Consider the following 25,915-nt stretch of genomic DNA (forward strand, 5'->3'; position numbering starts at 1 on the left):
CTACGTTCGCGAACCGCGTGCGCACAGGTCCTCGGCGGCCCCGCGCCCCCTACGCGGGTTCTACTCCTGCCCGCCGCCCTTGTGCGCCGCCACCAGGGCGCGCAACGCGTCGGCCTCGTCGCCCTTGAGGCAGCGGAACGGGATCGGCAGCGTGCCGCGCTTTAAGACCATCATCAGGCCGCGCGCGTAGCTGCGCAGCCCCATCACGTCGTCCCAGCCGATCAGCGACACGCCGGTATCGCTGGTGCGCACGATACCATGGTCGTCGATGGTGAATTCATACATGCGCCGCGCGCGGCGCAGCAGCATGAAGTTCAGCGCCGCACCAAGCGTGCTTTTGATCCGCATGTAGACGTTAACCGGCCAGCCAATGCGGCGCCGGCGGATCAGGAACCCGGTGTGCTGCCACATGAAGCTGACGTATTCGGAAAGCGAATAACGCACCCAAAAATGCAATTCGCATGGGGCACAGCCGACAGACAGCGCCAACGCCAATGGCGCTTCCGCGGCGGTCGCCGCGATTTCGGCACATTCTGCCGCCTGTTCGGCCGGCGCTTGGCGATTCGACCACAACATGCGCCCCCCTTTCGTCTACTCACTCAAAAGAGAATGGTAACAAACCCTAGGAAATTATTTGTCGCAAGAGTTCAACAGTGCGCACGGTGGCGCCCCGGTGGCGGGTCGCGAAGGCCAGCCCATGCTCGCCCATCTCCGCGCGCTGCGCCGGATCGGCAAGCAGGCCTGCTGCCACGCGCAGCAGTTCATCGGCGTCAAACACGCGCAGCGCGGCAGCCGCCGCCACCGCTTCCTCAGTCGCCTGCTGGAAGTTGAAGGTGTGCTGGCCGACCAGCACCGGCTTGCCGACTGCGGCCGCTTCGATCAGGTTCTGGCCGCCCAGCGGCAGCAGGCTGCCGCCGATGAACGCGCAGTCGCACGCGGCGTAATAGGCGAACATCTCGCCCATCGAGTCGCCCAGCAGCACGTCGGCGGTGATGTCCGCGGTAACGGCGGCCCGGCCCAGCTGCGAACGGCGCTGCACCGTCAGGCCGCGCGCCTCGACCATATGCGCCACTTCGTCGAAGCGCTGCGGATGGCGCGGCACTACCGCCAGCAGCATGCCGGCCGGGCGCGACGGCATGCGCAGGTAAGCATCGAGGATCAAGGCCTCCTCGCCGTCGCGCGTGCTGGCGCATAGCAGCACCGGGCGCTGCCCGATCCGCGCACGCAGCCAGGCGCCAGTTTCGAGCGCGGCGTCGGGCACGACCACGTCGAACTTGATGCTGCCCGTAACCGTGACGTTGGGCGCGCCGAGCGAACGGATGCGCGCGGCGTCGGCTTCGGTCTGTGCTGCGGCCAGCGTGATCGCACGTGCCGCGTCACGCATCAGGCGGCCGAAGCGCTCACCGCGCCGCAGCGAGCGTTCCGACAGGCGGGCGTTGACCAGCGCGACCGGTACGCGCCGCTCATGGCAGGCTTTGATCAGGTTCGGCCACACCTCAGTCTCCATCAGGATGCAGGCCGCGGGCCGGAAATGGCGCAAAAAGCGTTTCACCATGAAGCCGGTGTCGTATGGCAGATAGGACTGCACCACGCGCTCGCCGTGGCGCGCGAACAGTGCCCGGCCGGTGGCGCGCCCGGTGGGGGTCATGTGGGTAAGCAGGATGCGTCCGTCAGGCCATGCGCGCAGCAGTGCTTCGACCAGCGGCTCGGCCGCGCGGGTTTCGCCGACCGAGACGGCATGCACCATGATCGTATGCCGGCCAGGCAGCGGTTTGCCGTAAAAGCCAAAACGTTCACCCAGATGCGCGCGGTAGCCCGGCTCCTTGCGGCCACGCCACCACAGGCGCACGAGCACGGCAGGCAGCGCCAGCCACCAGAGGAGCGAGTACAGCGCGCGAATCATGCACGCACCAGGAGCTGGCGCGCGGCGGCTATCACGTCAACGGCCGACGGCGGCGCGCCGGTGTCGCCCAGGTTGATGATACGCGGCGACCAGTTGCCCTCGGTTTTCCAGCGCGGCGAATCGCAGTAGATTTCGACAGTCGGGCGCAGGAAGGCCGCGGCGATGTGGGTGAGGCCAGTATCGACACCGATCGCCAGGTCCGCATGCTGGGCCAGCTTTACCGCGTCCGTCATCGACAGTTTGGGCAGCACGCGCGCGTTGGGCAGCTGCGCGGCGATCGCCTCTGCTTCGCGCTTTTCCTTTTCCGAGCCCCAGGGCAGCAGCACCGGCATCGGGGCGAGCGCCTTGCCGGTTTCGATCCAGTTGGCGGTGGCCCACTTCTTGGCGTCGCGCGCGGTCCCGTGAAAGAACACCGCCCAGGGTTCTGACGGCATCCATTCTGGGCGCGGTGCCGCTGGATCTGGCGCGGGCAGGCCGAAGTCGGGCAGGCTGTCGACTTGGTAACCGAGCGCGCTGGCCGCGACCTCGCGTCCGCGCGTGACCGCATGCGCGCGCGGCTCGACCTTGACGCTGTGGCTGTGGAAGATGCGCGACAGGCTCTCGTAACCCGACCCTTCGCTGGCGTTGCCCATGCCGTACTTGTGGCCGCCCACTTTGGTGTGCGCCGCGCCCATGATCAGGCCGGTCTTGATCAGCCCCTGGGTATCGAACACGTAGTCGTATTGTTCCGCGCGCAGGTCGCGGACAAACGCCTTGATCTCGGCGCGGGTGGACGCTTTGAGCAGGCTCTTGCGCCAGCGCCGCAACGCGAACGGAATGATTTTTCGAACGTGCGGGTTCAGGCGCACCAGGCTCACGTAGCCCTCTTCCACCACCCAGTCGATCTTTGCATCGGGATGGTGGCGCAGGATGTCGGCCACCATCGGCAGGTTGTGCAGCACGTCGCCGAGCGACGACACACGCACCAGCAGGATATTCAATCGTTTCTCACTTCAAAACGGCAGCCGGGCGTCCGGTTTCGCGGCCAGGATCACGTCGCGGAACTGGCCCTGGATGCGCTCCAGCGCGAGAGGGGTTTCGGCTTCGAAGCGCAGCACAACGACCGGCGTGGTGTTGGACGAGCGCGCCAGGCCAAAGCCGTCGGCGTACTCGACGCGCAGGCCGTCGATGTCGACGATGCGCTCGGCGCCCGGGAATTGAGCTTGCTGGCGCAGCTTGTCGATCAGCGCGAAGTTCTCGCCTTCGGCAAGCTGCAGGTGCAGCTCCGGCGTACTGCTGGAGATCGGCAGCGCATTCAGCAGCGCCGACGGGTCGGCCACGCGGGTAAGCAGCTCGAGCAGGCGCGCGCCCGAGTACAGGCCGTCGTCGAAGCCGTACCAGCGGTCCTTCCAGAAGATATGCCCGCTCATCTCGCCGCCCAGCGGGGCGCCGGTTTCTTTCAGCTTGGCCTTGACCAGAGAGTGGCCGGTCTTCCACATCAGCGGCTGGCCACCATGCTCAGCGATCCATGCGCCCAGGTGGCGCGTGCACTTGACGTCGTACAGGATCTGCGCGCCCGGATGGCGGGCCAGGACATCGGCCGCGAACAGCATCATCTGGCGGTCCGGGAAGATGATCTGGCCGTCCTTGGTGACGACGCCCAGCCGGTCGCCGTCGCCGTCAAACGCGAGGCCGATCTCGGCATCGGTGCTCGCAAGGCACTGGATCAGGTCCTGCAGGTTTTCCGGATGGGCCGGATCGGGATGGTGATTGGGGAAGCTGCCATCCACTTCGCAGAACAGCTCGATCACCTCGGCGCCCATCGCCCGGAACAGCTCGGGCGCAAATGCGCCGGCCACCCCGTTGCCGCAGTCGACCGCGATCTTGATCGGACGCGCCAGCTTGACGTCGCCGACGATGCGCTCGATGTACGCAGCGCGGATGTCGTGGGTCGAGTAGCCGCCCCGCTGCGCGGCAACGCTGCCATCGTGCGCGGCGATCGCGTGGTACAGCGCCTCGATCGCCTGGCCATGGATCGCTTCGCCGGCCAGCACCATCTTGAACCCGTTGTAGTCGGGCGGGTTGTGGCTGCCTGTGACCATGATGCCGGAACGGGTGCCCAGCACATTGGTGGCGAAGTACAGCATCGGGGTGGCGACCATGCCCAGGTCGATCACGTCCACGCCGGCGTCCTGCAGGCCGGCGGCCGTTGCTGCGGCCAGGTCGGGGCCGGACAGGCGGCCATCGCGCCCGATGGCGACCTGGCGCTCTCCCTTCGCCAGCGCGGCGGCGCCGAACGCGTAGCCGATTTTGCGGGCAATGCCGGCGTCGAGTGTGCTGCCGATCACGCCGCGGATGTCATAAGCCTTAAAAATCGTTTTTGACAGAGCAACCATGTTCTTGACCTTGGAAAGTGATGCGGACCAGGCCGCAGCCGGCACGGCAGGCTGAAGGAGCCGGCCGCCGATTGGTGGGATAACAGCAGGAGATATTGTAGCGGTAAGCGGGAGAGCGGCAAGCCGGGCCCGGACAAATGCCAGGCCCGCCGGCCGGATTGTGCGTCAGACGCGCAGCTTGTCGAGCGACTTGCCGCCTTCGACCCATTCCTTGACCCATTTCGGCTGGCGGCCACGGCCGGTCCATTGCTGCGCTGCGTTCTCAGGGTGGCGATAACGCACGGCGACCGAGCCGGTTTTGGCGCCACGGCCGCTGCTGGTGATCAGGTCTTTCAGAGGAACTCCGACGCGCTGGGCAATTGCCTGGATCTGCTCACGCGCACGCTGGACTTCTTCCTGCTCACGCTTTTTCATTTCCTGCTTGATTTGGTCCTGCAGGTTGCGCAAATCACCAATCGACATATTTGAAAGGTCCATCATCATTCCTCGGAAAGTTGGGGGTGAAACAGATTTTAAGCGAAAACTCACCAAATGTCTCAAAATACTACGGCGCTCGCTTAATGCCAGTCCTTCTTGTGCCAAATCAGCCAGCGTGGGGACTTAAATCGAACAATACGCGCATACAACCATACGTAACTGATAATGAACAACAAACAGAAGATTATGAGTACCGCCGTATTCTGCCAGAACACCGTAGCCGGGATAACCGCCATCAGGGAAAAAAACCACAGATAGGGCGAAGTCCGGGCATTGCGCTTCATCAGCGCCCGCGCTTCTTTGCGGCCCACCGTCCATTGCACAATCCGCCTGAAGATAAGGCTGTGCAGGTGAATTCCGTCGGGCATCGCCGGCGATTTGCCGCGCACGAACATGCGACGATAAGCCGAAAACACCGTTTCGAATGCGGGATAAATCAACAGCAGCGCGGCGTACCAGGTCGAGACCTGCGGGTTGCGCATTACCAGCAACAGCGCCAGTTCCCCCAGCATGAAGCCGATAAAGTAGGCGCCGCCATCGCCGAGGAAAATCAGCCCGACCGGGTAATTCCAGATCAGGAAGCCGGCGGTGGCGCCCGCCACCATCAGCGCCGTCACCAGGATAAACATATCCCCCACCTGCAGCGCCACGTAGGCGAGCGATGCCAGCATGAAGATCGTGACCACGCTGGCCAGGCCGTTAAAGCCGTCGATGATGTTAATCGCATTCGCGATCCCGGCCACTGCCAGCACCGTCAATGGCAGCATGATCCAGACGCTGGTCAAATGCAGCGAACCGAACGGGAAATCGATACGCCCGACTTTTGCGTCCAGCAGCAAATAACCCAGCAGCGCGGCGACCATGGTCAATACCAGCCGCCTGGAGGCACGCACCGAGCCGGTATAGTCCTCTACTATGCCGCCGATAAATGCGGCAAATGAACAAAACACCAGCGCCACCAGCCAATGGGTGAGTGCGGGTACACGCCATGCTGATATTCCGGCACTGATTGTTACCGCAAGGAAAATCGGCAAACCGCCGATCCGGGCAACCGAATGCGCATGGACTTTCTGGACGCCGCCGAAATTGGAATCGAGGGCGGGTGCGTGCAATATGACCTGCTTAATCACCAGCAAGGTCAACAGCGCAGAGACGACAAAGCTCACGAGAAACGAAAACATTTATTTTCTTTATGGGCACTTTCTTCATGGCAGGCTCGTGCCCTGCCCCTGCGGGAAGCGCAAGCAGCTTATTGGGTAGAGGGCAGCGTTGTCAATACGCTCATGCATATTGTACCCGAAGCGAGTTTCGCCCTCGAACACGACAGTTTATCTTGTACTGGAAGATTTAGATTGAGGCAAATCGCAATTTGCCGGATCTGGCGCGCGAGCTGCACTTATTTCAGGCAAAGCCGCAGCGCTTCCTGCCAATGCGGGATGCGGCAAAAGCGCGAGCGCACCAGGCTTGAATCGAGCTGCGAATTGCGCGGGCGGCGCGCCGCCGTGGGATAGTCCTGGGTCGCAATTGGCGCGACACGGCAAGGGGTATCGGTCGCGGCAAAGATCTCTTGCGCGAAATCGCTCCATGTGGTCTGCCCGTGGCAACTCAAGTGGTAAAGGCCGCTGTTCTCCTCCCACCAGGACGGTCCCCCGGCCTCGGCCTGGGTCAGGATGTCGGCCGTGGTCTGGGCCACCGTGCGGCTCCAGTTCGGAGCGCCGTGCTGATCTGAAACGACCCGCACTTCCCCGCGCTCGGCGGCAAGCCTCAGCATCGTGCGCAAAAAATTATGACCGCGCATGCCGTAGACCCAGCTGGTGCGCAGGATCAGGTGGGCAATGGCGGCGTCGGCCACGGCCTGTTCGCCCAGCAGCTTGGTGTGGCCGTAGACATTGAGCGGCGCGGGCGCGTCGGTCTCCACGTAGGGGCCGTCCTTGCTGCCGTCAAATACGTAGTCGGTCGAATATTGCACCATGGCCGCACCCAGCCGGCGCGCCTCCTCCGCCATCACCGCCGGCGCTTCGGCATTGATGCGCCGCGCCAGCTCCGGCTCGCTTTCCGCCATGTCCACCCCGGTGTAGGCGGCCGCATTGACGATCAGGCCAGGGCGCACCGCGCGCACCGCCTCGCGCACCCGGTCCAGGTCCGCCAGGTCCATGTGCGTGCGGTCAAGCGCCACCACCGTGCCCAGTCCCTGCAGGCAGCGCTCGAGCTCGTAGCCGACCTGTCCGCGCGCGCCAAGCAGCAAGATCCTCATTCGACCGCCTCCGCCAAAGCGAACGGCCGGCCTTCCCGGTCCTTGGGCGAGACGATCGGCGCGCCGCTCAAGGGCCAGTCGATCCCGAGCGCCGGATCGTTCCACATCAAGGTACGCTCGTTTTCCGGCGACCAGTAATCGGTGGTCTTGTACAGGCATTCGGCATGGTCGCTGGTGGCGAGAAAACCGTGGGCGAAACCGGGCGGTACCCAGATCTGGCGCCGGTTCTCGGCCGACAGTTCGGTCACCACCGCACGGCCAAAGGTCGGCGCCGCGCGGCGCATGTCGACCACCACATCGAACACGCTGCCGGCCACCACCCGGATCAGCTTTGCCTGCGGGCGGCCGACCTGGTAATGCAGGCCGCGCACCACGTTCTGCGCCGACCGCGAGTGATTGTCCTGAACGAACTGCGGATGCAACCCGGTCAAATCGGCAAAACGCCGGACATTGAAACTTTCGAAGAAAAAGCCGCGTTCGTCGCCAAATACCTGCGGTTCGAACACGAGCACTTCGGGGAGCGCGGTCTGGATCAGCTTCATTAAAACACCTTGTCGTTCAGGACCTGCAGCAGGTATTGGCCGTAGCCGGTCTGGCTCAAAGGTTCAGCCAGCCGTTCGAGGGCGCCGGCATCGATAAACCCTTTGCGGTATGCAATCTCCTCGGGCACCGCAACCTTCAATCCCTGGCGCTTTTCGATCGCCGCGATGAACTGCGAGGCATCGAGCAGCGACTCGTGGGTTCCCGTATCGAGCCATGCCATTCCGCGCCCCATCACCTCGACCCGCAGCCGGCCGCAATCGAGGTAGGCGCGATTGACGTCGGTGATCTCGAGCTCCCCCCGGCCTGATGGCCGGATCGTGGCCGCGATATCGCACACCTGGCTGTCATAGAAATACAGGCCGGTTACCGCGTAATTCGATTTCGGCTGGCGCGGCTTTTCCTCGATCGACAGCGCCTGCCGGTCCGGACCGAATTCGACCACGCCGTAACGTTCCGGGTCAAGCACGTGATATGCAAACACCGTGGCCCCAAGCTCGTGCGCTCCCGCCGCGGCCAATTTCTGGTCCAGCCCGTGGCCGTAATAGACATTGTCGCCCAGGATCAGCGCCGACGGCGCGCCGGCCAGGTAATCGCGGCCGATGATAAAGGCTTGGGCCAGCCCTTCCGGCGCCGGCTGCACCGCATAGGCCAGGTTGATGCCCCACTGCGAACCGTCTCCGAGCAATTCGCGAAAGCGCGGCAGGTCGCGCGGTGTGGCAATGACGAGAATATCGCGTATCCCCGCCAGCATCAGTGTGCTCAAGGGATAGTAAATCATCGGCTTGTCGTAAATCGGCAGCAACTGCTTGGACACGCCGACCGTCATGGGATACAAGCGCGTGCCGGAACCGCCGGCCAGGATGATTCCCTTGCGTCTCATTGCGCAGCTCCGAGCGGTGCGCGATAAGCCCCCGCCTGCACCCGCGCTACCCAATCCGCGTGCGCGAGATACCAGCGCACGGTTTTCTCGATTCCGCTGGCAAACGTTTCCTCAGGCTTCCAGCCGAGTTCACGATGGATTTTCGTGGCATCGATCGCATAGCGCCGATCGTGCCCCGGGCGGTCGGCGACATATTCGATTTGCGCGCGATAGCTATGCGGTTTCAAAGCCAGCCGGTCAAGGACATCGCACAGCGTGTGCACCACGTCGATATTCGCCATTTCGCTGGCGCCGCCGATGTTGTAGACCTGCCCCGGAACTCCCGCCTGCAACACGCGCTCCAGCGCCGCGCAGTGATCAAGCACATGCAGCCAGTCGCGCACTTGACGACCGTCGCCATACACCGGCAATGGCTTGCCCGCCAATGCGTTGACGATCATCAGTGGAATCAGCTTTTCCGGAAACTGGTAAGGACCGTAATTGTTCGAGCAGTTCGTGATAAGCGCCGGGAGGCCATAGGTATGGCACCAGGCGCGTACCAGATGGTCGGATCCGGCCTTGGAAGCCGCGTACGGGCTATTGGGCGCGTAGGCGGTCGATTCGGTAAAGGGCGGGTCGCACGGCCCCAGCGAACCGTAAACTTCATCGGTCGACACGTGCAGCAAGCGGAACGCGGCGCGCGCGGGTTGGTCGAGGCCGTCCCAGTAGGCGCGTGCAGCTTCCAGCAGGGCAAACGTGCCCTCGACATTGGTGCTGATGAATTCGCCAGGCGCGAGGATCGAGCGGTCGACGTGGCTTTCCGCCGCGAAGTGCACGATCGCGCGCGGGCGGTGTTCAAACAGCAGCGCGGCCAGCAGCGAACGGTCGCGGATGTCGCCATGCACGAAGCGATGGCGCGGATCGTCCGCGACGCTTGCCAGGTTGTCCGGGTTGCCGGCGTAAGTAAGTTTGTCGAGGTTAAGGACGCTCTCATCGTGGCGTGCCAGCCAATGCAGCACGAAGTTCGAACCGATGAAACCGGCCCCTCCAGTTACCAAAATCATTTAGTATCCCGTGAAGGGTTAGAAACCAGGCCACAATTCTATGTGAAACCTGACATTATCAAAAAAGGCATGAGAACGTACGTCATCGGCGACCTGCAGGGTTGCGCCCACGAGGCGCAGGTCCTGCTCGACCACATTTACGAAGACGCGGGCGGGGATGCGCGCATCCTGTTCGTGGGCGACCTGATCAACCGCGGCCCGCAATCGCTGGCCGCGCTACGGCGCATCAAGGCGCTGTCCGAGGCAAGCGGCGGCAAGGTCGAAGCCCTGCTCGGCAACCACGACCTGCACCTCCTGGCGGTGGCGGCCGGGGCCCGGCAGCTCGGCAAGTCCGACACGCTGGGCGAGATCCTCGCCGCGCCCGACCGCGACGAACTGATCGCATGGCTGCGCCAACGTCCGCTCGCGATGTTCGTCGACGCGCACCTGCTGGTGCATGCGGGCGTGCCGCCGCAATGGAGCGCGGCCAAAACCATGGCGCTCGCGGGCGAAGTCGAAGCGGTGCTGCGCAGCGACGAATGGATTGGCTTTCTCGGCCAGATGTACGGCAACGAGCCTGATCGCTGGGACGACGCGCTGGAAGGCGTTGCGCGCCTGCGCTGCATCGTCAACGCGCTCACCCGCCTGCGCCTGTGCGAGCCGGACGGCACGATGGACTTCATCCACAAGGAAAGCGACCGCGGACCGGAGGGGTCGACCCTGCTGCCGTGGTTCGAAGTTCCGGGCCGCCAGACGGCCGACGTGACGGTGGTGTTCGGGCACTGGTCGGCGATGGGGCTGGTGCTGCGGCCGAACCTGGTGGGACTGGACAGCGGCTGCGTCTGGGGCGGCAAGCTCAGTGCCGTGTGCCTGGACGACCGCGCGCTCCTGCAGGTGGACTGCCCGGAGTACCGCCCGCACAGCGGCGCAAAACCCTCGTAGGGTGCGCACCTGTGCGCACGCGGTTCGCGAGGGTGGCGTCACGAGGCAGCAGCCGCAAGTCAGCATGCGGTGACTACGCGCACGCCAACTCTGCGCAACCGTACCGCGTGCGCACAGGTCCTCGGCGGCCCCGCGCACCCTACGATTTTTCAAGTCCGCGGCCGCAGCGCCCCGGCCACCGCCGACTGCGCCGCCTTGGCCAGCTCGCGGCGATGCGTCCCATTGGTCGCGATCGGCGCGAGGCACGTCAGGCGCGCCAGCACCGGCTCGCCCGACAGGATCATGAACAGGCTGTCGACAAAGGTGGTCTCCCCCACATAATCGACCGCGCCGTGATGTCCGCCCCGGCCATCGACATACTCCAGCGCAAACGGCTGGATTGCCACGTCGGCGTCGCGCGCAGCCTCGAACAGGTTGGCATGGAACGGCAGCAGTGTGCCCTGGAGCGCGGTCGTCCCTTCCGGGAAAAACGCGACCCGGTTGCCCTGTGCCAGCACCGCCACCAGATCCTTGAAGATGTCGCGCAGGTCGCGCCGCTTGCCGCGCTCGATGAACACCGTGCCGGCGCTCGCGACCAGCCAGCCGAGCAGCGGCCAGCGCCGGATCTCGGCCTTGGCCACGAAGCGGCAAGGGTACAGGGAATTGATGACGAAGATATCGAGCCACGAAATGTGGTTGGCCACGATCAGCGCGCACGGGAGCGCCTGGTTGCCCGGCACCTGCTCGACCGTGACGCGGCACAGCCCGAGCAGGCGGCGCGACCAGTTGCGAATGAGCCGGTCACGCCGCGTCCAGCTCGCCCATGGGAACACCAGCGCGCACGTGCAAAGGCCGGCGCACAGGTGGAGGACGACGCGGGTCAGGCGCCAGGCGAGCTGGATGTTCAAGTTATTCCATACATACTTAAGGGCACTCGATTGTACCCTTGCGGCCGGGACCGCCGCAAAGGGCGGTAGCCCGCTAGCGCTCGTAGGCGACTCGGCCGGCGACGATCGTCGCCTGCACCCGGCCGGGCAGCTCGTAGCCGAGGAACGGCGTGTGCTTGCCCTGGCTGGCCAGCGCGCCCGGCGTCACCGTCCAGCGCACCTGCGGGTCGAACAGCACCAGGTCGGCGCTGGCGCCGACCGACAGGTGCCCGGCCGGGAGCTGGGCGATGCGGGCCGCATCGATCGTGATCCTGGCGATCGCGTGGCGCAGCGCCGCCTCGGCACCCACGCCGCGCTGCTCCTCGGCCCACTTGAGCATCAGCGACAGCAGCAGTTCCAGGCCAGTGGCGCCAGGCGACGCCTCCGCGAACGGCAGCAGCTTTTCATCGTCATCCACCGGAGTGTGGTCCGAGCAGACCGCGTCAACCGTCCCGTCGAGCAGGGCGGCGCGGATCGCGTCGCGATCGCGCTGGCTGCGCAGCGGCGGCGTCAGGCGCGCGTTCGGGTCGAAAAAGCCGATGTCGGCGTCGGTCATGTGCAGGTGGTGGATGCCGACGTCGCAGGTGACCGCCAGCCCCTCGGCCTTCGCCGCGCGCACCAGCTCCAGGCCGGCGTTCGATGAGATGCGGCACAGGTGCACGCGCGCGCCGGTGGCGCGCACCAGCTCGAAGATCGTGTGCAGGGCGATGGTTTCGGACATCACCGGCACGCCGGACAGGCCAAGGCGCGAGGCCAGCGGGCCGCTGTGCGCCACGCCGCCGCGGCCGATGTGCGGGTCCTGCGGGCGCAGCCACACCGTGTAGCCGAAGGTCTTCGCGTACTGCAGCGCGCGCATCAGCACGGTGGTGTCGCCGATCGGGACCTCGGCCTGGGAAAAGCCGATGCAACCCGCTTCGGTCAGCTCGGCCATCTCGGTCAGCGCCTGGCCCTTCAGGCCCACGGTCAGCGCGCCCAGCGGGTGCACGTGCGCCCGGTTCAGGATGCGCGCACGGTGCTTGAGCATCTCGACCAGGCCCGGTTCGTCCAGCACCGGGTCGGTATCCGGCGGGCAGACCAGGGTCGTCACCCCGCCATGCATCGCGGCGTGCATTTCCGATTCCAGCGTGGCCTTGTATTCGTAGCCCGGCTCGCGCAGGCGCGCCGACAAATCGACCAATCCCGGCGCGACCACCAGGCCCGACGCGTCGATCGTGCGCACGGCGTCGAAACCGGCTGGCGGATGGTCGACCGCGGCTACCTTGCCGTCGGCGATAAACAGGTCCTTGACCGAATCAATACCGTTCGCCGGGTCGACCAGTCGCCCGTTCTTGATATGTAGTTTCATCCGTGGGTTCCCGCCAAAATACTCATTACCGCCATCCGCACCGCAATGCCGAAAGTCACCTGCGGCAGGATCACCGCCTGCGCGCCATCCGCGACCGCCGAGTCGATTTCCACGCCGCGGTTCATCGGGCCCGGGTGCATCACGATTGCATCCGGCTTGGCCAGCGCCAGGCGCTCCGGCGTCAGGCCGTAGCTCTTGAAATACTCCTGGGCAGAAGGCAGCAGCGCGCCGGTCATGCGCTCGTTCTGCAGCCGCAGCATGATGATCACGTCGACATCCTTCAGGCCCTCGTCCATGTCGGTGAACACGCGCACGCCCATCTGTTCCAGGCCTCCCGGCAGCAGCGTGTGCGGGCCGATCGCGCGCACCTCGGGCACGCCCAGCGTGGTCAGGGCGTGGATGTCCGAGCGCGCCACGCGGCTGTGCAGGATGTCGCCCACGATCGCCACCGTCAGGTTGTTGAAGTCCTTCTTGTAGTGGCGGATCGTGTACATGTCCAGCAGGCCCTGGGTCGGGTGCGCGTGGCGTCCGTCGCCGGCGTTGACCACGTGGATGTCGTGACGGCCGGTTTCGTTCAGGTGCTTGGCGATCAGGTACGGCGCGCCCGACTGCGAATGGCGCACCACGAACATGTCGGCATGCATGGCCGACAGGTTGTCGATCGTGTCCAGCAGCGACTCGCCTTTGGCTGTAGAGGATGCGGCGATGTTCAGGTTGATGACGTCGGCCGACAGGCGCTTGGACGCGATCTCGAAGGTGGTGCGGGTGCGCGTGGAGTTCTCGAAGAACAGGTTGAACACGCTTTTGCCGCGCATGAGCGGCACCTTCTTCACTTCCCGGTCCGAGATGCCGACGAAACTCGAAGCGGTATCGAGGATGTGGTAGATGATCGACCTGGGCAGCCCTTCGATCGTCAAGAGATGCTGCAGTTCGCCGTTTTTGTTCAGTTGCGGGTTAAGCATTGTCGTCTTCAATCGTGAGCGAGAGTTGACCATGGCTGTCGCGCTGCAGGGCGAGCGAACGGCCCGGCTGCAGGGTCAGCTGCTGTCCGACGAAATCAGCCGCCACCGGCAGTTCGCGTCCGCCACGGTCAACCAGCGCGGCCAGCTTGATGGCGGCCGGGCGCCCGTAGTCGAACAGCACGTTGATCGCGGCGCGCGTGGTGCGGCCGGTGTACAGCACGTCGTCCACCAACAGGATGGTGGCGCCGTCGACGTTAAAGCCGATCTGGGTCGGCTTGACCTCGGGGTGCAGGCCCTTCTTGGCATAATCGTCGCGATAGAACGAGACGTCGATGAAACCCAGGCGTGCCGTGAGGCCGAGATCGCGCGCAAGGCGCTCGGCAAGCCAGGCACCGCCTGAGTAGATGCCGATGATGGCAGGGTCCGGCACGCCCGCCAGGCTAGATCGGACCTGTTCGAGCAGCGCGCGGTACAGCGCCTCGGCGTCGAATTCGCTAGTTGATGTTGGCATGGTCATCCAGGTATTGTTGCAAAATGATGGCGGCGGCCTTGGCGTCGATGATCTCGCCGCGCTTTTGGGGGATCACGGCCGACGAATAGCGCTCGTCGACCAGCTCGACCGGCAGGTTGAAGCGGCCGTGCAGCTGATTGGCGAAGCGCCGTGAACGCAGGGTCATCTCATGCTCGGCGCCGTCCGGGTGGCGCGGCTCGCCGACCACCAGCCGCGCCGGGCGCCACTGTTCAATCAGTTCGCCGATGATTCTGAACCGGGTCGCGTTGTCGATGGCCTTGATGACGGTGAGTGGTTGCGCCTGCCCCGTGAGGGTGTTCCCCATCGCGATGCCGATACGCTTGACGCCGAAGTCGAATCCGAAAACGATGTCAACCATTGTCACGCATGGCCGGCCTCGGAAGCGAGCATCAGCGGATCGATGCCGAGCAGCTTGATGGCGGCATTGTAGCGCTCCTCGATCGGCAGGTCGAACAGCACGTGCGCGTTGGCGCCCACCGTGAGCCAGCCGTTGCGGGCGATTTCCTCTTCCAGCTGCCCCGGGCTCCAGCCGGCATAGCCGATCGAGACCAGCATGCGCTGCGGACCGCCGCCGGCGGCCACTGCCTCGAGTACGTCGATCGAGGTGGTGAAGGCGACTTCGTCGGTGACCGACAGCGAGGACGAGTAGCGCCCGCCGGGCGAATGCAGCACGAAGCCGCGGTCGTCCTGCACCGGGCCGCCGAACATGATCGGCTCGCTGCCCACGCGGCTCTTCAGGCCGTCGGCCAGCTTGAGGTCGATGCGGTCGAACAGCACGTCCATCGTCATGTCGGTCGGCTTGTTGATCACGACGCCGAGCACGCCCTTGTCGTTGTGCTCGCAAATGTAGACCACGGTGCCGCCGAAGATCGGGTCCTGCATCGAGGGCATGGCAATCAGGAAGTGGTTGGCGAGGTTCAGGCCCGCTCTGGTAGCGCTTGCCGTACCGTGCCCAAGCTCGTTCTCTTGCTGCTGCGGCAGCGCGGGCATCGGTAGAGTTTTGCCGACTTTGCTCTTTTTCATACGCGTACTCTCTTTTGGCTCACTCTCTATGACTTACCGCTAGGTTCCGGACTACAACAGTTGGGCTTTTCGATAGTTTACACTGATTTGCGCCGGCGCCCCATGGTAGCGCCATGACGCGCGCCACCACCCTTAGATGGTAATCAGGAAGTTTCTTTACCGCATTGATTCGGCACACATCGATGAAAATAACCAATTCCCTGGTCTGGTTGCGGCGCGACCTGCGCAGCTTCGACCACGCGGCCCTGCATCACGCGCTGGCCGCATCAGGGCGGGTTTACTGCGCCTTCGTGTTCGACGACGACATCCTCGCGCCGCTGCCGCGTGACGACCGGCGCGTGCACTTCATCCACGAGAGCCTCGCCGAACTGGACGCTGCGCTGCGCCGGCTTGGCGCGGGCCTGATCGTGCGCCGCGGCCGCGCACTGCCCGAGATCGTGCGCCTGGCCGCGGAGCTCCAAGTGGACGCGGTGTTTGCCAACCGTGACTACGAACCGCAAGCGATCACGCGCGACGCCGCGGTGGCGGCGGCACTGCGCGATGCGGGACGCGCGTTCCGCAGCTTCAAGGACCAGGTGGTGTTCGAGCAGGACGAGGTGATGACACAGGGCGGCGAGCCCTTCTCGGTGTTCACGCCATACAAGAATGCCTGGCTCAAGCTGCTGGCGGCCGAACCGCAGGCAACGAGCCCGTTCACGATCGAACCGTTTCATGAGCGCTTCGCGAGCGCGCCGGACGGCTGCGCGCTGCCCTCGCTCGGCGAGCTCGGTTTCATGGTCCCGCAGGCGCCAGCGAAACCCGCCGGCATGTCGGGCGCGGCCCAGCTGTTCGAGCGCTTCATCCCGTGCCTTGCGAACTACGGGACCGCGCGCGACTTTCCGGTCGAAGACGCCACATCCCGCCTGTCGATGCACCTGCGCTTCGGCACGACATCGGTGCGCTACCTGGTACGCACGGTACAGCAGTTGATGGCAAGCGGCGCGGGCGGGGCGGGAGCGTCATCGTGGCTGTCGGAACTGATCTGGCGCGAGTTCTACCAGATGATCCTGTTCCATCACCCGCAGGTGGTGGAACACGCGTTCAAGCCGGCATACGACGCGATCGGGTGGGAAACCGGTCCGCAGGCGGACCAGGCATTTGCGGCCTGGTGCGAAGGACGCACCGGGTATCCGCTGGTGGACGCCGCGATGGCGCAGTTGAACCAGACGGGGTTCATGCACAACCGGCTGCGGATGGTGACCGCCAGCTTCCTGGTCAAGGACCTGGGCATCGACTGGCGCCGCGGCGAGCGCTATTTCGCGCTGCACCTGAACGACTACGAGCTTGCGTCGAACAACGGCGGCTGGCAGTGGGCCGCATCCACGGGCTGCGACGCGCAGCCGTGGTTCAGGATATTCAATCCGGTGACCCAGTCACGCAAATTCGATCCGCAGGGTGACTTCATTCGACGTTGGGTGCCACGGCTGGCGGCGCTCGATGCGAAGCAGATCCATGCGCCGTGGCTGGCCGAGCCAGACGCGCTCAGTGCGACAGGTATTGTGCTCGGCCGCGACTATCCGTTCCCGATAGTGGACCACGAACAGGCGCGCAAACACACGCTTGAGCGATATGAGGCCGTCAGGCGCACCTGACCGGCCTTCAACCAACCGGTTCCGCCACGCCTGAGCCGAGCAACTCCAGGATGGCCGCCAACAGGACAGGCTCCTGGAACGGCTTGCCGAAGTAGGCGTTCACCCCCAGGCCCAGCGCGTAGTTGCGGTGCTTGTCGGCGGTGCGCGAGGTCACCATCACGATCGGGATCGCCTGCGTGGCCGCGTTGCCGCGTACATGGCGCGTCAGGTCGAACCCGTCCATGCGCGGCATCTCGATATCGACCAGCATCAGGTCGGGCCTTGCCTCCTGCAGCTGTTCGAGCGCATCGACGCCATCCTTGGCCAGCATGACCTGGTAGCCTTCGCGCTCGAGCAGGCGCTGGGTGACCTTGCGCACGGTGAGCGAATCGTCCACCACCATGATCACATGGCGCCGCACCGCTTGCTGTCCGGGCGCGTTCGCCGCGAGCATGCGCCGCCAGGCGCCGCGCTGCGCCAGCGCCAGCGGATCGAGGATCAGCACGATGTCGCCGGAACCGAGCACGGTGGCGCCCGAGATACCGGCCACGCGCGAAAGCTGTACGCCGATGTTCTTGACCACCACCTCGCGATTACCCAGCACTTCGTCGATCCACAGCGCCATGCGCTCGTCGCCGCTTTTCAGAATCATCACCGGCGAGGAACGCCGGGGCGCAGACGGCGACGCCGTCTCGCCGAGCAGCGCCGGCAAGGCGTGCAGCGCCACGCGCTGCCCCTGCACCGTCAAGGCGCCGGCCGCGTGCGCAGCCTCCAGTTCCGCATCGCGCACCTGCAGCACCTGCTCCACCAGGGTTGACGGCAGCGCATGGGTTCTGCCGCCGGCGGCCACCAGCACCACCTGGGCCACGGCGAGCGTGAGCGGCAGACGGATTGTGAAGCGGGTGCCCTTGCCGGGCTCGGATGCAACCGCCACCCGTCCGCCCAGCGCCTGCGCCTCGGAACGCACCACGTCCATGCCCACGCCGCGTCCGGCCAGTTCGGTCAGCGCCTGTGCGGTCGAAAAGCCCGGCGCGAAGATGAACTCCGCAGCCTGGGCGTCGGACACCTCGGCGTCCTCCGCCAGCAGAGCGCTGGCGCGCGCCTTGGCACGGATACGCGCCAGGTCAAGTCCTGCGCCGTCGTCCGAAAACTCGATCGCCACCTCGTTGCCCTGCTGGCTGACCTGGATCAGCAGTTCGCCGGTCTCCGGCTTGCCGCGCAGCGCGCGCTGCTCGCGCGTCTCGACGCCATGCACGATCGCGTTGCGCAGCAGGTGTTCGAATGGCGCGGCCATCTGCTCCAGCACGCTGCGGTCGATCTCGACCGCGCCGCCGCGAATGTCCAGGTTCACCCGCTTGTCGGTCTCCTTCGCGGTCTGGCGCGCGACCCGGAACAGGCGCTCGGACAGGCTCGCGAAAGGCACCATGCGCACCCGCATCAGGTCGCGCTGCAAGTCGCGTGTCAGGCGCGACTGCGATGCCAGGTCGGCGCCGGCGCCATCGACCGTGCGCGCCAGGCTCTCGTGGAACGAAGCCACGTCGCTCACGCTCTCGGCCATCATGCGCGTCAGTTCCTGCAGGCGCGTGAAGCGGTCGAATTCAAGCGGGTCGAATTCGCGCTCGCCCGAAATCGACAGGCGCGACGCAATCTGCGATTCAGCCTGCAACTCGACTTCGCGCAGTTGCCGGCGCAGGCGCGCCAGGTGGTCGGAGAAGTCGGCCAGCGCCGTCTTGAGCGAACCAAACCGGGTTTCGATGCGCGAGCGTGTGATCGACACTTCGCCGGACTGGTTGACCAGGCGGTCGAGCACGTCCGCACGCACCCGCACCAGCGGCGTGCGCGTGCCGTCGGCCGCGTCCCGCGCCGGCTCCGGCACTGGTCCGCGCGCAGGTGCAGCGCTCGACTCGCCCTGCTGCAACTGCTCGAACAGCAGCAGCGCCTGGTCGTAGCTGGCCATCAGCTCGTCGAACATGTCCGCGGTCGCGCCTCCCCCGTGGACCATGCGCTCGATCTGGGTCTCCAGCTCGTGCGTGTGCTGACCCAGGCGCATGGCGCCGGCCATGCGCGCGCTGCCCTTGACGGTGTGCAGGGCACGCAGCAGGTGCTGGGCCTGCGCCGGGTCCGCAAGGTCCTGCTGCCACTGGCGCAGTCCCTTGCCGATTTGTGGGAACAGGTCGGCCGCCTCTTCCAGGAACACCGGCAGCAGGTCCGGGTCGAGGTCGTCGGAAAACAGCGTTTCGGCCGCCGGCCGTTCCGCCTGCACGCTGGCCGCGGCCGGCTCGTCTTGCGCCGCCTGTTCAAGCAGGGGTGGCGCCAGCGCCATCTCGGCTGCATCGAACCGGTTGTCGTCCGCCTCGGCTGCGAGGTCGACGGACTGTTCTTCGATGGCCTCGATCGGCGCAAGCGGCTGCCCTTCCGGCGTGCCGGTCAGCAGGCTTTCGTAGGTGGCCGCAAACAGTGCATCAAGCCCCTGCGCAGATTCGGAAGCGGCATCAATCATGGCGACGGCGGCGCCCAGTGTGTCCAGTTGCGCCATCAGTTCCGGCTGCTCTGGCGCCATGTCGCCGTGCGCGAACTCGTCCAGCATCGCCTGCGCGCGTTCGCGCGTGGCGTCGAGCAGGTCACGGCCGGCGTCATCAAGCACCCGGTCCGGGATGGCCAGCCGTTCGAGCGCCGCCTCGAGCGCGCCGGCCAGGTCGCGCAACGCGGCAAAGCCGACCGTGGCCGAGGTGCCGGCCAGCGTGTGCGCCGCCTTGATCGCCTGGCTTGAAGCGGGACGCGCAGGTTCGGCTCGCCACTGCTCCAGGTCCTGGGCCAGCGCACGCACCAGCTGGCCGGCCTCGGCCTGATAAATGTTGTGCAAGGCGGCCGGAATCTCGCGCTCGCCGACACGTACGGTGCTCTCCGGCGTGGCAGCTTGCACTGGCTGGTCAAGCACGAACGGCCCGTCTTCCTGCACACGCGTTGCCGCGGCCACCAGCGCTTCCCCAATGCGGGACGACATGCCATCGGCGGCCAGCTCCGCGACCCAGGCCGCCAGTTCGGCGTGCGCGGCTTCGAGCAGGGCCAGCAGGTCCGCACTCGCGCTGCGGCACTCGGCCAGCCACAGGTTCATCACCCGTTCGATGGCCGCCGCGGTCTGCGCAAAATGCTCAAGCCCGACCATCCTGCCGCTGCCCTTGAGCGTGTGGAACGAGCGGCGCAGCATCGCTAGCAGGTCCTGGTTCGCCGGCTCAAGCCGGGCCGCAGGCAGCGTAGCGCCGACGAACGCAAGCACTTCCTGTGCTTCGGCGATGAAGATCTCGAGCAGTTCCGCTTCGATCGCGCCTTCGCCGCCTGCCTCCGCGGTCGCAGGCGCGGGTGCCACAGGCTCATGGACCTCGCCAGAGACAGGCGCGATGACGTCCATCCCTTCGCGCAGCAGTCCCGCAGCCTCGTCAAAGATATACCGGGCACGCGCCACTTCGCCGTTCTGGGCCAGCAGGTTGGTGAAGAAACCGAGCGCGGTGACGTTGTGCGCGATGTTCTCCAGCAGAGCAGCCGAATCTTCCTGCCCGGCTGCGGCCAGCCGGTCCACTCCGGACTTCACGTGCCGCACGGCGCGTACCGCCTGATCCTGGTCGAGAATCGCGAGCGCACCCTCGATCTGGTGCAGCAGCGGCCCGGCCTGGCCGACCACCGCACCCGAGCCCGCGCCGAGGTTTTCGTGGTACGCGTCGAGCAGCTTTTCGACCTGGCGCAGGCCGTTGCCGATCTCGCCCGCCAGCACCGCGAGGCTGCGCTCCTGTTGCAGCCGGCGCGCCAGTTCGCCCTGCGGCGGCTCCGGCGGCGTCTCTCCCTGCGCCAGCGCCAGCAGGCGCGCGCCGATCGCTTCGGCATCAGCGCCAAACTCGTCCGGCAGTTGGCGAACCTGGTCGAGCCCGTGCTCGGCGAACAGCAGCGCCGCGGCCATCTCCAGTCCGAACTGCTCGCCGCGTCCGGATGCGCCCGGTCCAGCGTCCGCGTGTGCAATCGCATGCAGCAGCCGCGCCAGCGCGGGAACGCCGAGCTTGTCGCCCGCCGCCGCCAGCCTGGCCAGGCCCTGCGCAAAGCCCTGTTCCAGTTTGCTGTCGCCGCCTGATCCCGCCAGCCGGTCCCAGTCGCTCTTGGCCTGGGCCAGCGCCTCGCGCGCCTGGCGCAGCGCGGCCTGGTCGATCTTGCCATAGCGGCGTTCGGCGTAGCCGTCTGGTACCTGATTGTCGATGCCGAAGGTGCGGCGCAGCAGCTGTGCTTCTGCGTGCGGTTGCTTTGCTGCGGCGATGAAGAACAGCGCATCGCGCAGCATGGCGTCAGGCAGGCTGCCCTGTCCCTGCGCCAGGCGCCGCACCTGCAGGTTGATCTGGCCGAACAGCTGCTTGAGGTACAGGTCGCTCGCGAGCTGGCCTTGCGCCACCAACTGCGTCACGCTGTGCATCGCCTGCCAGAACGTGCGCGCCTGCGGCTCCTGCTGCGCGTGCGCGATCGGCGCGATCGCCTCCTGCAGCGCCTCTGCGTGGCTGCGCTGGTCGTCCGCCTCAAGGCTCTTGAGGAACGGCAGCAGCGCCTTTTCGAAACGTGCGCGGCAGGCCGCGTAATCGGGCGCGGTGACCGGCCCGGTGGGCGCCGGCCAGTCCACCTCAGCCGACAAATCGAGCTCCATCAGGTCGGACGGATGGACCCGCTGCGCCCCCAGCAGTTCCTGCAGCGCGCGGTGGTATGGAAACAGCCGCAGCGGCTGCGGCGGCTGGCCGGCCATTAGCTCTTCCAGATACTCCGACAGCGCCTGGAACGCTTCCAGCACCGGCTGCGCGTTATCAATGGTGCAGGCAAGCGCGCCGTCCTTGAAGCGGTCCAGCGCCTGCTCGGCCGCTTCGGCCAGCACGCCGACACCAAGCACGTCCACCATCTGCAGCGCGCCGTGCGCCTGGTGCAAATGGGTTTTCGCGTGCAGCAGCATGGTCGGCTGGGCAGGCAGGCTGCGCGCGGTGGCGTCGCGCACGGCCGCGCCGCTGCTGGCCAGCGCATCGCGCACTTCGCCGATCACCCAGGACAGCGGGCCGGTGTCGAATGCGGTGGAGGTCATGGTCATGCGTGATTTCTAAGCGGCGACGCGGAAGCGCGACACCGAGTCCTTCAGTTCCTGCGCCAGCAGCGCCAGCTGGCGGATCGAGTGCGCGGTCTGTTGCGTGCCGTGCTGGGTGTGCTCGGTGACCGACAGGATGTGCTGGATGTTGTTCGCCACGCCGCTGGCCGATGTCGCCTGCAGCTCGGTCGCGAACGCCATTCCCTGGATCAGCTCAGCAAGCCGGTTCGACACGCGCGAAATGTCCGCCAGTGCCGCGCCGGCCGCATCCGACAGGCGCGCGCCCTCGACCACGCCCTGGGTCGACTGTTCCATCGCCGCCACCGCGTCGTGGGTGTCGGTCTGGATCGCGCGCACCAGCGTGCCGATCTGCTTGGCCGCTTCGCCCGAGCGTTCCGCCAGCCGCTGCACCTCCTCGGCCACCACCGAAAAGCCGCGCCCCGCCTCGCCGGCGGCCGCCGCCTGGATCGCGGCATTGAGCGCCAGCACGTTGGTCTGCTCGGTGATGTCGGAGATCAGTTCGGTGATCTCGCCGATTTCCTGCGACGATTCACCCAGGCGCTTGATGCGCTTGGAGGTTTCCTGGATCTGCTCGCGGATCTCGTGCATGCCCAGGATCGCGTTCTGCACCGCGGTCGCGCCCTGCTGCGCCGCGGCCACCGACTGGCGCGCCACCTCGGCCGATTCAATGGCCGAACGCGACACGTCGGTGATCTCGCCCGCCATGCGCAGCACGGTGCTCGAAGTCTCCTTGATCTCGCGCGATTGCTGGTCGGTCGCGGCAAACAGCTCGCTTGCGATGTTCTGCGCGTGGTTCGAGGCCTGGTTCACCTGGGCGGCGGTGTCGATCACCCGCACCACCAGGGCGCGCAGTTCCTCGACCGTGTAGTTGACCGAGTCGGCGATCGCGCCGGTGATGTCCTCGGACACCGTGGCGTGCACGGTCAGGTCGCCGTCCGCCACTTCCTGCAGTTCGTTCATCAGGCGCAGGATCGCGGCCTGGTTCTGGTCGTTGGTGGCCTTGGCCTCCTCTTCCTTGGCCTGTGCCAGCAGGCGCAGCGCGTCCGCTTCCTGGCGCCGCGCGTCGGCGCCACGGGTGCGGTTGCGCGAATCCTGCAGCATGACGCGGCTGATGCTGCCGCCCATCGCCAGCGTGCAGATCGACGCCACGATCAGCAGCCAGAACCAGCCGTCGGTCGACTCCTGCTGGTTGTGGTAGGCCGACTGCACATCGGCCAGCAGCTTTTTCAGGCTTTCGTTGTCGCGTACGATCAGTTGGCCGGCGCTTTGCGCGCTGTTGAACTTGTCGAGCTTGTCGAGGTAGGCTGTGACCAGGTTGTGGTACGGTTCAAATCCGGCGCGCACCTGTTCCAGCTGCGCGCGCAGAGCGGGCTCGCGCAGCGGGGCCAGGCCCAGCGCGGCGCTGCCATCGAGCAGGCCCGCGAGCGTGGCGGCGAAGGCTTCGCTGTCGCGCCCCATCCGGTTCGCGGTCTCGGCGCCGGCGCCGTCCGCGCTGTGGAACTGGCGGGCGAGCGCCGTCAGGCGTTCGGCCAGCAGCGCCAGGCGCCCCAGCGCCGCCAGCTCGCGCGCGCTGCCGCCCTGCTGCGCCTTCTGCGCCAGCACCTGCTCCAGCGTCGCCTGCAGTGTGAAAGCCGCGGCCTCGACCTCTTTCAGGCTTTCGGCGAAGGCGACCAGCTGCGGCTTGGCTTTCAGGATGGTGCCGGCCGCGCCTTCCGTCGCCGTCCATTTGGCATGCGCCTTGGACAACTGGGCCGCCAGTTCGGCGGAGGGCGCCGGGATGCTGCGGCCATTGTAATCGCCGCCCAGGGACAAGACCGCCAGGTCGCGCGTGAGCCGGGCCTGGCTTTCCTGCAGTTGGCCGAAGGCGTCCAGGCGCCCGTGCAGCGCGTTGGGCGCAGCCTTGCCGATCCGCTGCGAATGCATCAGCGCGTCGCTGGCGATCTGGGTCTGGCTTGCGGCGAGGGTACGGCTGGCCGAGTTCTGCCACAGCGCCAGGATGGTCAGGCCAATGCCGATCACCGCGCCCACCAGCACGATGCGCAGCTGGCGCGGCAGCGACATGTGGCCGATCAGCGGCAGGCGCAGATCGGCGTCTAAGCTGGCCGCGGCCGCGGCCGCGCGCTGCCTGCGCCGCACCACATTGCCCAGGTCCCCAAGCCGCAGCGCGGCGTCATCGGCCGAGCGCACCTGCGCCGGCTCAGGCATCAGGCCAGCGCCGAACTGGGTATCGGGCGAGGCCAGCACGGTGTCGTCGTGCGTCCCTGCCTTGGAAGACCCGGTTGAAAACTTCGAAGCGAATCCCATTCCAGCTCCCTGAACCTGTTGCTATTGTTTGTGGTTAGAGTCCGACCTGCAGGAAGCGCTCTTCCCGCGCCAGCGCCGCCAGCGACAGCGGCATCCATTCGTTGGCATCAACGTCGCGCAACCGTTCGCCGCTGGCCTGCATGTCGGCCGCGTGACGCAGCCCGTACACGCGCGAGACCAGCAGTGCGCAATTGAGCCCAAGCCGCGGCGCGAACGTGACCAGGCGCCCGGACGAACCCGCCTGCGCACTCTCATCAAAGCCGAAGTAGCGCGCCAGGTCGATCACCCCGACCAGGTTGCCGCGCACGTTGGCCAGGCCCAGGTACCACGGCTGGGTAAGCGGCACCGGCGTGATCGCCACCGGCGGCACGATCTCGCCGGCGTCGAGCAAGTCGACCAGGTAGCGGGCCTCGCCGATCGCCACCCCCAGCTGGTGCGCCTGCCTGCCGGCGTCGCCCTGCGCCGCCGCCTGCACACGCTCGATCAGCTGCGCCTGGTATTCGCGCAAGCTGATGCGGCGAGCGGGTGCGAGTGCGGTCTCGTCCATTTGTCAGCCGCCGAGCGTGGCGATGCGCGCCAGCAGCTGCGCCGGGTCGACCGGCTTGACCAGGTAATCCTTCGCGCCCTGGCGCATGCCCCAGATGCGGTCGGTCTCCTGGTTCTTGCTGCTGCAGATAATGATCGGCACCTGGGACAGCTCCGGGTCGCGCGCGATCGAGCGCGTGACCTGGAACCCGTTCGCACCGGGCATCACCACGTCCATCAGGATCAGCTGCGGCTTTTCGCTGCGGATCTTGGCCAGCGCGTCTTCGCCGTTGTCGGCGGTGGTCACGGAAAAGCCGTTCTTCACCAGGATGTCGGTCAGGTAGTAGCGTTCGGTCGGCGAATCGTCGACGATCAGGATTTTTTGTATGGCCACTGGTGGCTCCGGCAAATCAATCATCAGCCTGCAGGGCGTGCTCGCGCACGGCCGCCAGCAGGCTGTCTTTGGAAAACGGTTTGGTCAGGTAAGCTGAGGAACCGACCATCGCGCCGCGCGCGCGGTCGAACAGGCCGTCCTTGGACGAGAGCATCAGCACCGGGGTGGCGTGGAACCGCGCGCTTTTCTTGATCAGCGCGCAGGTCTGGTAGCCGTCCAGGCGTGGCATCAGGATGTCGCAGAACACCAGCGCCGGCCGGTGGTCGTTGATCTTGGCCAGTGCGTCGAACCCGTCTTCGGCCAACACCACCTGGTAGCCGGCCTGGGTGAGGAAGATCTCGGCGGATCGGCGAATCGTGCTGCTGTCGTCGACCACCATGATCGTGAGGCCCGTCGGTTGCGGCGATGTCGTCATATCAGTTTCGCTCAAGCATGAGTCAGCACGATAGCATAGGGCGCCGTGCTTGTGGCGGGAAGTGTTGCATCGAATCAACTTAGCGCAAATGCGCCGAACTTCCCGTTGTTGAGCTGATAAACGTCGTTATTGTCTTGCTAAGCCGCCGCGCGCGGGCTGGATCAAATCGCGATCAGATTGCGGTCATCTCAAAGTCGTCCTTGCGCGCGCCGCATTCCGGACAGGTCCAGTTCATCGGCACGTCGGCCCAGCGAGTGCCTGGCGCCAGGCCTTCTTCGGGCGATCCGGCCTCTTCGTCATAGACCCAGCCGCAGATCAGGCACATCCAGGTTTTGTATTCCTGGACAGTCGTTTGGTTACTACTCACGGTATCAATCCTTCT

24 protein-coding genes are annotated in these 25,915 nt (G+C 66.0%); 2 read left to right on the plus strand and 22 right to left on the minus strand.

Going from position 1 to position 25,915, the window contains the following annotated elements:
* Positions 1 to 60: 60 nt before the first annotated feature.
* From E4O92_RS04825 to rfbB, 10 genes are all read right to left on the minus strand, one after another.
* Positions 61 to 576, minus strand: a complete 516-nt coding sequence (locus tag E4O92_RS04825) for a YcxB family protein (protein WP_135188618.1) — start codon at positions 574 to 576, stop codon at positions 61 to 63.
* Between the two features lie 46 nt (positions 577 to 622).
* Positions 623 to 1,903 carry a lipid IV(A) 3-deoxy-D-manno-octulosonic acid transferase gene (waaA, locus tag E4O92_RS04830; protein WP_135188619.1) on the minus strand — a complete coding sequence of 427 codons (1,281 nt, stop codon included), beginning with the start codon at positions 1,901 to 1,903 and terminating at the stop codon, positions 623 to 625.
* On the minus strand, positions 1,900 to 2,883 hold the full coding sequence (gene waaC, locus E4O92_RS04835; protein WP_135188620.1) for a lipopolysaccharide heptosyltransferase I: 984 nt from the start codon (positions 2,881 to 2,883) through the stop codon (positions 1,900 to 1,902). Before waaC ends, waaA begins: the two co-directional genes overlap by 4 nt.
* Before the next feature lie 12 nt (positions 2,884 to 2,895).
* Positions 2,896 to 4,278, minus strand: coding sequence for a phosphomannomutase/phosphoglucomutase (locus E4O92_RS04840; RefSeq protein ID WP_135188621.1), 1,383 nt, complete (start codon positions 4,276 to 4,278; stop codon positions 2,896 to 2,898).
* A gap of 165 nt (positions 4,279 to 4,443) precedes the next feature.
* Positions 4,444 to 4,755, minus strand: a complete 312-nt coding sequence (locus E4O92_RS04845; RefSeq protein ID WP_135188699.1) for an H-NS histone family protein — start codon at positions 4,753 to 4,755, stop codon at positions 4,444 to 4,446.
* A gap of 80 nt (positions 4,756 to 4,835) precedes the next feature.
* Positions 4,836 to 5,936 (minus strand): glycosyltransferase family 4 protein, encoded by a 1,101-nt coding sequence (locus E4O92_RS04850; protein ID WP_135188622.1) that lies wholly within the window; start codon positions 5,934 to 5,936, stop codon positions 4,836 to 4,838.
* A gap of 215 nt (positions 5,937 to 6,151) precedes the next feature.
* A complete protein-coding gene (rfbD, locus tag E4O92_RS04855) occupies positions 6,152 to 7,009 on the minus strand; it encodes a dTDP-4-dehydrorhamnose reductase (protein ID WP_135188623.1) in 858 nt (285 codons plus the stop codon).
* Positions 7,006 to 7,551: a dTDP-4-dehydrorhamnose 3,5-epimerase gene (gene rfbC / locus E4O92_RS04860; protein ID WP_135188624.1), complete on the minus strand. Its 546-nt coding sequence runs from the start codon at positions 7,549 to 7,551 to the stop codon at positions 7,006 to 7,008. The genes rfbD and rfbC overlap by 4 nt, the downstream gene beginning before the upstream one ends.
* Positions 7,551 to 8,432 carry a glucose-1-phosphate thymidylyltransferase RfbA gene (gene rfbA, locus E4O92_RS04865; protein WP_135188625.1) on the minus strand — a complete coding sequence of 294 codons (882 nt, stop codon included), beginning with the start codon at positions 8,430 to 8,432 and terminating at the stop codon, positions 7,551 to 7,553. The genes rfbC and rfbA overlap by 1 nt, the downstream gene beginning before the upstream one ends.
* Complete coding sequence (gene rfbB / locus E4O92_RS04870; protein ID WP_135188626.1) at positions 8,429 to 9,475, minus strand: dTDP-glucose 4,6-dehydratase; 1,047 nt, start codon at positions 9,473 to 9,475, stop codon at positions 8,429 to 8,431. Before rfbB ends, rfbA begins: the two co-directional genes overlap by 4 nt.
* Positions 9,476 to 9,544: 69 nt before the next feature.
* On the opposite strand from rfbB, the gene E4O92_RS04875 reads away from it, so the two are divergent.
* Positions 9,545 to 10,396 carry a symmetrical bis(5'-nucleosyl)-tetraphosphatase gene (locus tag E4O92_RS04875; RefSeq protein ID WP_135188627.1) on the plus strand — a complete coding sequence of 284 codons (852 nt, stop codon included), beginning with the start codon at positions 9,545 to 9,547 and terminating at the stop codon, positions 10,394 to 10,396.
* 149 nt (positions 10,397 to 10,545) lie between these two features.
* Here E4O92_RS04875 and E4O92_RS04880 read toward each other — a convergent pair whose 3' ends face one another.
* From E4O92_RS04880 to E4O92_RS04905, 6 genes are all read right to left on the minus strand, one after another.
* Positions 10,546 to 11,283, minus strand: coding sequence for a lysophospholipid acyltransferase family protein (locus tag E4O92_RS04880; RefSeq protein ID WP_135188628.1), 738 nt, complete (start codon positions 11,281 to 11,283; stop codon positions 10,546 to 10,548).
* A gap of 73 nt (positions 11,284 to 11,356) precedes the next feature.
* Positions 11,357 to 12,646: a dihydroorotase gene (locus E4O92_RS04885; RefSeq protein WP_135188629.1), complete on the minus strand. Its 1,290-nt coding sequence runs from the start codon at positions 12,644 to 12,646 to the stop codon at positions 11,357 to 11,359.
* On the minus strand, positions 12,643 to 13,608 hold the full coding sequence (locus tag E4O92_RS04890) for an aspartate carbamoyltransferase catalytic subunit (RefSeq protein WP_135188630.1): 966 nt from the start codon (positions 13,606 to 13,608) through the stop codon (positions 12,643 to 12,645). Before E4O92_RS04890 ends, E4O92_RS04885 begins: the two co-directional genes overlap by 4 nt.
* Positions 13,601 to 14,119, minus strand: coding sequence for a bifunctional pyr operon transcriptional regulator/uracil phosphoribosyltransferase PyrR (gene pyrR / locus E4O92_RS04895; RefSeq protein ID WP_135188631.1), 519 nt, complete (start codon positions 14,117 to 14,119; stop codon positions 13,601 to 13,603). The genes E4O92_RS04890 and pyrR overlap by 8 nt, the downstream gene beginning before the upstream one ends.
* Positions 14,103 to 14,498 (minus strand): Holliday junction resolvase RuvX, encoded by a 396-nt coding sequence (gene ruvX, locus E4O92_RS04900; RefSeq protein WP_135188632.1) that lies wholly within the window; start codon positions 14,496 to 14,498, stop codon positions 14,103 to 14,105. Before ruvX ends, pyrR begins: the two co-directional genes overlap by 17 nt.
* Positions 14,499 to 14,500: 2 nt before the next feature.
* Positions 14,501 to 15,163: a YqgE/AlgH family protein gene (locus E4O92_RS04905; RefSeq protein WP_135188633.1), complete on the minus strand. Its 663-nt coding sequence runs from the start codon at positions 15,161 to 15,163 to the stop codon at positions 14,501 to 14,503.
* 182 nt (positions 15,164 to 15,345) lie between these two features.
* Between E4O92_RS04905 and E4O92_RS04910 the strand changes: the two genes are divergently transcribed.
* Positions 15,346 to 16,794, plus strand: a complete 1,449-nt coding sequence (locus tag E4O92_RS04910; protein WP_135188634.1) for a cryptochrome/photolyase family protein — start codon at positions 15,346 to 15,348, stop codon at positions 16,792 to 16,794.
* A gap of 7 nt (positions 16,795 to 16,801) precedes the next feature.
* Here E4O92_RS04910 and E4O92_RS04915 read toward each other — a convergent pair whose 3' ends face one another.
* From E4O92_RS04915 to E4O92_RS04940, 6 genes are all read right to left on the minus strand, one after another.
* Positions 16,802 to 21,880: a hybrid sensor histidine kinase/response regulator gene (locus tag E4O92_RS04915; RefSeq protein ID WP_135188635.1), complete on the minus strand. Its 5,079-nt coding sequence runs from the start codon at positions 21,878 to 21,880 to the stop codon at positions 16,802 to 16,804.
* A 9-nt stretch (positions 21,881 to 21,889) separates the two neighbouring features.
* Complete coding sequence (locus E4O92_RS04920; RefSeq protein WP_135188636.1) at positions 21,890 to 24,199, minus strand: methyl-accepting chemotaxis protein; 2,310 nt, start codon at positions 24,197 to 24,199, stop codon at positions 21,890 to 21,892.
* Between the two features lie 34 nt (positions 24,200 to 24,233).
* The gene (locus E4O92_RS04925; protein ID WP_135188637.1) at positions 24,234 to 24,746 is read right to left on the minus strand and encodes a chemotaxis protein CheW; all 513 of its coding nucleotides are present in this window, start codon (positions 24,744 to 24,746) and stop codon (positions 24,234 to 24,236) included.
* Between the two features lie 3 nt (positions 24,747 to 24,749).
* The gene (locus E4O92_RS04930) at positions 24,750 to 25,118 is read right to left on the minus strand and encodes a response regulator (protein WP_135188638.1); all 369 of its coding nucleotides are present in this window, start codon (positions 25,116 to 25,118) and stop codon (positions 24,750 to 24,752) included.
* A 16-nt stretch (positions 25,119 to 25,134) separates the two neighbouring features.
* Positions 25,135 to 25,533: a response regulator gene (locus E4O92_RS04935; protein ID WP_135188639.1), complete on the minus strand. Its 399-nt coding sequence runs from the start codon at positions 25,531 to 25,533 to the stop codon at positions 25,135 to 25,137.
* Positions 25,534 to 25,705: 172 nt separating this feature from the next.
* Entirely contained in the window at positions 25,706 to 25,858 is a 153-nt protein-coding gene (locus E4O92_RS04940; RefSeq protein WP_135188700.1) for a rubredoxin, read from the minus strand.
* Between the last annotated feature and the right edge of the window lie 57 nt (positions 25,859 to 25,915).

Source organism: Massilia horti (genome assembly GCF_004614195.1).
Taxonomy (GTDB): domain Bacteria; phylum Pseudomonadota; class Gammaproteobacteria; order Burkholderiales; family Burkholderiaceae_D; genus Telluria; species Telluria horti.

Coding starts and splice junctions, on each gene's coding strand:
- waaA (WP_135188619.1), bottom strand. CDS start 1,903: ATGATTCGCGCGCTGTACTCGCTCCTCTGGTGGCTGGCGCTGCCTGCC.
- rfbB (WP_135188626.1), bottom strand. CDS start 9,475: ATGATTTTGGTAACTGGAGGGGCCGGTTTCATCGGTTCGAACTTCGTG.
- E4O92_RS04905 (WP_135188633.1), bottom strand. CDS start 15,163: ATGAAAAAGAGCAAAGTCGGCAAAACTCTACCGATGCCCGCGCTGCCG.
- rfbD (WP_135188623.1), bottom strand. CDS start 7,009: ATGAGGATCTTGCTGCTTGGCGCGCGCGGACAGGTCGGCTACGAGCTC.
- E4O92_RS04850 (WP_135188622.1), bottom strand. CDS start 5,936: ATGTTTTCGTTTCTCGTGAGCTTTGTCGTCTCTGCGCTGTTGACCTTG.
- E4O92_RS04825 (WP_135188618.1), bottom strand. CDS start 576: ATGTTGTGGTCGAATCGCCAAGCGCCGGCCGAACAGGCGGCAGAATGT.
- E4O92_RS04885 (WP_135188629.1), bottom strand. CDS start 12,646: ATGAAACTACATATCAAGAACGGGCGACTGGTCGACCCGGCGAACGGT.
- E4O92_RS04840 (WP_135188621.1), bottom strand. CDS start 4,278: ATGGTTGCTCTGTCAAAAACGATTTTTAAGGCTTATGACATCCGCGGC.
- E4O92_RS04935 (WP_135188639.1), bottom strand. CDS start 25,533: ATGACGACATCGCCGCAACCGACGGGCCTCACGATCATGGTGGTCGAC.
- E4O92_RS04940 (WP_135188700.1), bottom strand. CDS start 25,858: ATGTGCCTGATCTGCGGCTGGGTCTATGACGAAGAGGCCGGATCGCCC.
- E4O92_RS04845 (WP_135188699.1), bottom strand. CDS start 4,755: ATGGACCTTTCAAATATGTCGATTGGTGATTTGCGCAACCTGCAGGAC.
- E4O92_RS04890 (WP_135188630.1), bottom strand. CDS start 13,608: ATGCTTAACCCGCAACTGAACAAAAACGGCGAACTGCAGCATCTCTTG.
- pyrR (WP_135188631.1), bottom strand. CDS start 14,119: ATGCCAACATCAACTAGCGAATTCGACGCCGAGGCGCTGTACCGCGCG.
- E4O92_RS04875 (WP_135188627.1), top strand. CDS start 9,545: ATGAGAACGTACGTCATCGGCGACCTGCAGGGTTGCGCCCACGAGGCG.
- rfbC (WP_135188624.1), bottom strand. CDS start 7,551: ATGAAGCTGATCCAGACCGCGCTCCCCGAAGTGCTCGTGTTCGAACCG.
- E4O92_RS04920 (WP_135188636.1), bottom strand. CDS start 24,199: ATGGGATTCGCTTCGAAGTTTTCAACCGGGTCTTCCAAGGCAGGGACG.
- E4O92_RS04925 (WP_135188637.1), bottom strand. CDS start 24,746: ATGGACGAGACCGCACTCGCACCCGCTCGCCGCATCAGCTTGCGCGAA.
- ruvX (WP_135188632.1), bottom strand. CDS start 14,498: ATGGTTGACATCGTTTTCGGATTCGACTTCGGCGTCAAGCGTATCGGC.
- E4O92_RS04910 (WP_135188634.1), top strand. CDS start 15,346: ATGAAAATAACCAATTCCCTGGTCTGGTTGCGGCGCGACCTGCGCAGC.
- E4O92_RS04915 (WP_135188635.1), bottom strand. CDS start 21,880: ATGACCATGACCTCCACCGCATTCGACACCGGCCCGCTGTCCTGGGTG.
- rfbA (WP_135188625.1), bottom strand. CDS start 8,432: ATGAGACGCAAGGGAATCATCCTGGCCGGCGGTTCCGGCACGCGCTTG.